We start from the raw sequence: 4,067 nt of genomic DNA on the forward strand, positions 1-4,067 counted from the left end.
GAACCCGAACCGATAGAGCCCCCGCCCACGGACCCCGCGCCGACAGAACCACCACCGGCGGAGCCCGCGCCGAGCGAACCCGCCCCCACGGACCCCGCCGCCAGGGCACCGGCCCCACCCGCGAAGACGTTCCACACCCCGCGGCCGCCCGCGTCCGAGTAGACCGCCTGGGCATCAGTACCCACATCGGTCACCACGCGGTCGGCGACCCCGTCGAGGTCCGAGTCCCACAGTGCGTCGTCGGCGTACCCGTCGCCGTCGAAATCCAGCCACAGCGCGTCCGCGGCACCGGTCCCGAGGGCGAGTTCGGGCGCACCCTGCCATTGCGTCGGCTCACCGACGCCGTCTCCGAAGAAGTAGTCCATGCCCGGAATGGTGTCGCGGACGGCCGCGCCGGACCAGTGCCGAACGGCGATCTGTGGACAACCGATCCGCTCTCCACAGAGCCGCCCCTGACCTTGACGGACTCGGTCAGCGGGTGCCGCCGCGCACGAGGAGCGCCGGCGTGTCCGGATCGCCGTACCGGTCGGGGTCGCCGAGCCGGGCGGCCCGGACGCCGACGACGACGAGGAAGGCCACCGCCCAGACGAGGTAGGCGTCACCCACCAGGTGCTGGATCGGCCCCCACGCGAGCTCACGCCCCTCGTCGTGGGGGAACCACCACTGCGGTGTGGTCAGGAAGACCACGATGCCGGACCCGGCCAGGACGAGCCAGCCGCGCTCGTCGTCGTCGTCCCTCCCGGCGGCGCGTGCCGCCCACACCATCGTGAGCACGACGGCCGGCACGGACCACACCCAGTGGTGTCCCCAGGACACCGGCGAGCAGAACAGGGCGACGAACCCCACCGCGACCGCGGCCGCGACCTCGTGGCCGCGACGCAGCAACCGCCACGCCACCCAGGCGATACCGAGTCCCACCAGGGCGGACACCACGAACCACGCCACCGTTGCCGCCGTGTCCTCGAGACCCAGGCGGTGCACGAGCCCGTTGACCGACTGATTGGACGTGAAGGACAACCCGCCGATACGGGCGGGATCCCGGATGGCGAACGACCAGTAGCGGGCCGAATCGTCCGGGGTCAACAGGTGTCCGATGCCGGTGAAGGCCAGGGCGGCGAGGACCGCCGTCCCCAGGCCCCGCCAATCGCGACGCAGCGCGAAGTACAGCAGGAACACCGCGGGGGTGAGCTTGATCGCCATCGCAAGACCGGTGAGGCTCCCACCCCACCAGCGGCCCCGGCCGCGGATGACGTCGACCAACACCAACGCCATGAGGAACACGTTGACCTGACCGAACCCGATGGTCTCGCGCACCGGGCCGAACCACAGAGCCACGGCCATCACCGCGACCGTGACCCACCACAGCTCACGGATCGGGCGATCACAGGTGCGCGTGAGGACGAGCTGCACCACATAGGCGAGCACCGCGATGGTCGCCAGGGTGATGATGACCGACGCCGCGGCCAGCGGGACGAGCGTGAACACCGAGAAGATCTGCGCTGACAGCGGGGGATAGGTGAAGGGGAGCATGTCACCCCGCGCGAGCTGGGGGAGCTCGCCGTAGAGCTCGCCTCCGTCGCGGAAGACCTGCCCGCCGACCCGGTACACGTCCAGGTCGATGCGGTACGGGGGGATCTGCTGGAGGCCCGGGATGCCGATCGTGTGGAGCAACGTGCCGACCAGCGCCAGGACGGCGGCCACGGCCCTGCCCGCGGTCGAGGCGAGATAGCGGTCGACCGCGCCGCCGATCACGCCGGGTCGCCGTTCTCCGGGCGGTCGTTCTGCCCGGCCCACCAGCGGAGGAGCTCGGCCTCGGCCTCGTCACGGTCCAGCGGGCCGCGGTCCAGGCGCAACTCCTTGAGGAACGCCCAGGCGCGGCCGACGTCGGGCCCGGGCTTGAGGTCGAGCAGCGTCATGATCTCGTTGCCGTCGAGATCCGGCCGGACCCGGGCCAGGTCCTCCTTCTCCTCGATCTCGGCGATGCGGTGCTCCAGGGAGTCGTAGCTGGCCTGGAGCCTGGCCGCGCGTCGCTTGTTCCTGGTGGTGCAGTCCGCCCGGACCAGCCGATGGAGGCGGGGGAGCAGATCGCCCGCGTCGGAGACGTACCGGCGCACGGCCGAGTCGGACCACTGCCCCTCGCCGTACCCGTGGAAGCGCAGGTGGAGGAACACCAGTCCCGAGACGTCCTCGATCATCTGTTTGGAGTACTTGAGGGCGCGCATCCGCTTGCGCACCATCTTGGCGCCCACCACCTCGTGGTGATGGAAGGTCACACCGCCGCCGGGTTTGGCCGCACGCGTGGCGGGCTTGCCCACGTCGTGCAGCAGCGCCGCCCAGCGCAGCACCAGGTCCGGCCCCTCGGGCTCCAGGTCGATGGCCTGCTTGAGGACGGTGAGCGAATGCCAGTACACGTCCTTGTGCTGCATGTGCTCGTCGCGCTCCAGCTTCATCCCCGGCACCTCGGGGAGCACGCGGTCGGCCAGTCCGGCCTCACACAGCATGTTGATCCCGTCGATCGGGTAGTCGCCGAGGATGGTCTTGTCCAGCTCGGCGCGGACCCGTTCGACGGTGATCCTGTCGATCTCGGCGGTCATCTCCGTCATCGCCCGGAACACCCGCGGCGCGAGGGAGAAGCCCAGCTGGGAGACGAACCGGCAGGCGCGCAGCATGCGCAGCGGATCATCGGAGAACGACTGCTCCGGGGCGGCAGGGGTGTCCAGCACCCCGGCGAGCAGAGCGTCCATCCCGTCGAGCGGGTCGCAGAACTCGTGACGCCCGTCGGGGTGCAGGCGCACCGCCATGGCGTTGACCGTGAAGTCGCGGCGGACCAGGTCGCCCTCGAGGGTGTCGCCGAAGACCACCTCGGGGTTCCGGGTCACCCCGTCGTAGGAGTCCGCGCGGTACGTGGTGATCTCGATCTGCTGCTCGATACCGGAGGCGTCGTGCTTGACCGCCGAGAGGGTGCCGAACTCGATCCCGGTGTCCCACACGGTGTCCGCGTAGGACTCGAGGATGCCGCGGACCGTGTCGGGTCGCGCGTCGGTGGTGAAGTCCAGGTCGGTGCCGAGTCGACCGAGGAGGGCGTCGCGCACACTTCCGCCGACCAGGTAGAGCTCGTGGCCGGCCTCGCCGAACGCGGCCGCGAGAGGGGCCACCACGTCCGCGTGGTCGTTGAGAGTCGTCTGGGCGCCCGCCAGGAGCCGCACCCGCCGCGCCTCGTACTCCGCCGGGTCGGGCGGGGTCCCCGGTCCGTCCTGCAGTCCGGAGAACACCGCCGCGTCGTGGCGGTCCGATGAGGCGCGCGGGTCTGGGTGGGGGTTGCGGGCTGTCACAGCGGAGACCTTACCGAGTCGGTCCGGCCACCTTGGACCACAGCGGCTCCACGGCCTCGACCTCCGGGGGGCCGGTCAACAGGTCACCCGACTCCTCCAGGTACGCCAGGTACGCGGGGTTTCCGAGGAACTCCTGTGCCGCGGCGGCGTCGCGGTACTGCTGGAACACCAGCAGGACATCGGGGTCGGCGTGGGACGCGCAGAACACGTACGCCCGGTGCCCGTCGTTCGCCTGCACCGCGTCCGGCATGTGCCGGCGCCACACCTCGACCAGCTCGTCCCGCCGCCCCGGCTTGGCCCGGTGACGGAGGACCAGGGCGTGGCCTGCGGATCCTGAGCTCATGTCGCGGACTCTAGCCGTGGCCCGCCCGCTGACACCTGACCTGACCGTATCCGCGGGCGGCACGCCGACGATTTACGGAACACGCGACATCGGCCGGTAGCATCGATGGGTGTCCGAAGCCGAACGCCCCGTCGAACCGCGCGCTAACCCGCCGCGGCGGCGTCGTGCACGGCGGGCCGCCGGATCCGTGACGCCCACCTCGGATTCCGCTGGTCAGGGCTCCGAGCGCAGCTCCGGCCAGCGCTCCGACGGCCAGCGGACCGCGCAGGGACAGGACAAGCCCCAGCACCACCGGAGCAGCCAGGGCGGCCAGGGCCAGAAGTCCGGCAGATCCGGTCAACCCGCGCAGTCGGGCCAATCGGGCCAATCGGGCCAGTCGGGCCGGCCCGCGC

General features: G+C 71.2%; 3 protein-coding genes and 2 pseudogenes. 1 reads left to right on the top strand and 4 read right to left on the bottom strand.

The features are described 5' to 3' along the window. From G6028_RS05930 to G6028_RS05945, 4 genes and pseudogenes are all read right to left on the bottom strand, one after another. Positions 1-365 (bottom strand): annotated as a pseudogene (locus G6028_RS05930) (hypothetical protein); the annotation flags it as partial. 106 nt (positions 366-471) lie between these two features. Then, positions 472-1,752 carry a glycosyltransferase 87 family protein gene (locus G6028_RS05935; protein WP_182658322.1) on the bottom strand — a complete coding sequence of 427 codons (1,281 nt, stop codon included), beginning with the start codon at positions 1,750-1,752 and terminating at the stop codon, positions 472-474. After that, positions 1,749-3,272, bottom strand: coding sequence for a CCA tRNA nucleotidyltransferase (locus G6028_RS05940; RefSeq protein ID WP_182616599.1), 1,524 nt, complete (start codon positions 3,270-3,272; stop codon positions 1,749-1,751). The genes G6028_RS05935 and G6028_RS05940 overlap by 4 nt, the downstream gene beginning before the upstream one ends. Positions 3,273-3,342: 70 nt before the next feature. Beyond that, positions 3,343-3,675 carry a putative quinol monooxygenase gene (locus tag G6028_RS05945; protein WP_179523994.1) on the bottom strand — a complete coding sequence of 111 codons (333 nt, stop codon included), beginning with the start codon at positions 3,673-3,675 and terminating at the stop codon, positions 3,343-3,345. 187 nt (positions 3,676-3,862) lie between these two features. On the opposite strand from G6028_RS05945, the pseudogene G6028_RS17430 reads away from it, so the two are divergent. Then, positions 3,863-4,067: pseudogene (locus tag G6028_RS17430) on the top strand (hypothetical protein); the annotation flags it as partial.

Origin of the sequence: Dietzia cercidiphylli (assembly GCF_014145145.1) — a bacterium.
Classification (GTDB): Bacteria; Actinomycetota; Actinomycetes; order Mycobacteriales; family Mycobacteriaceae; genus Dietzia; species Dietzia natronolimnaea.